The organism is Nitratireductor sp. GZWM139 (assembly GCF_030068685.1).
Lineage (GTDB): Bacteria > Pseudomonadota > Alphaproteobacteria > Rhizobiales > Rhizobiaceae > Nitratireductor > Nitratireductor aquimarinus.
Map to the genome: position 1 here is coordinate 1 of NZ_JAMQML010000065.1, position 662 is coordinate 662.

General features: G+C 62.5%; 1 protein-coding gene. It reads left to right on the forward strand.

The features are described from left to right. Nucleotides 1–662, forward strand: a 662-nt coding sequence (locus NDI72_RS21935; RefSeq protein WP_283801802.1) for a pyridoxal-phosphate dependent enzyme, incomplete at both ends; no start/stop codon positions are given.

Here is a 662-nt window from a genome sequence, read left to right on the forward strand (position 1 = left end):
GAACCCAATTCCTTCCGGATTGGCCCGGATGATGACGGCATGTTCGGCATTTTCGGCGGCCGGTTCGTTGCCGAAACGCTGATGCCGCTGATCCTCGATCTGGAGAAACACTGGAACGAGGCCAAGGACGATCCGGCGTTTCGGGCCGAGCTCGAATATCTCGGCCGTCACTATACGGGCCGTCCCTCGCCGCTCTATTTCGCAGAACGCCTGACCGAGCATCTGGGCGGCGCGAAGATCTATTTCAAGCGCGAGGATTTGAACCACACCGGTTCGCACAAGATCAACAATTGCCTCGGCCAGATCCTGCTCGCCAAGCGCATGGGCAAGACCCGCATCATCGCCGAGACCGGGGCCGGTCAGCATGGCGTGGCCTCGGCCACCGTGTCGGCCCGCTTCGGCCTGCCCTGCGTGGTCTATATGGGGGCGACCGATGTGGAGCGGCAGAAGCCGAACGTCTTCCGCATGCATCTTCTGGGCGCCGAGGTGAAGCCGGTCTCTTCAGGGCATGGCACGCTGAAAGACGCCATGAACGAGGCGCTGCGCGACTGGGTGACCAATGTCGAAGACACCTATTACCTGATCGGCACGGCGGCAGGCCCGCATCCCTATCCCGAGCTGGTGCGCGATCTTCAGTCGGTGATCGGCACGGAAGCGCGCGA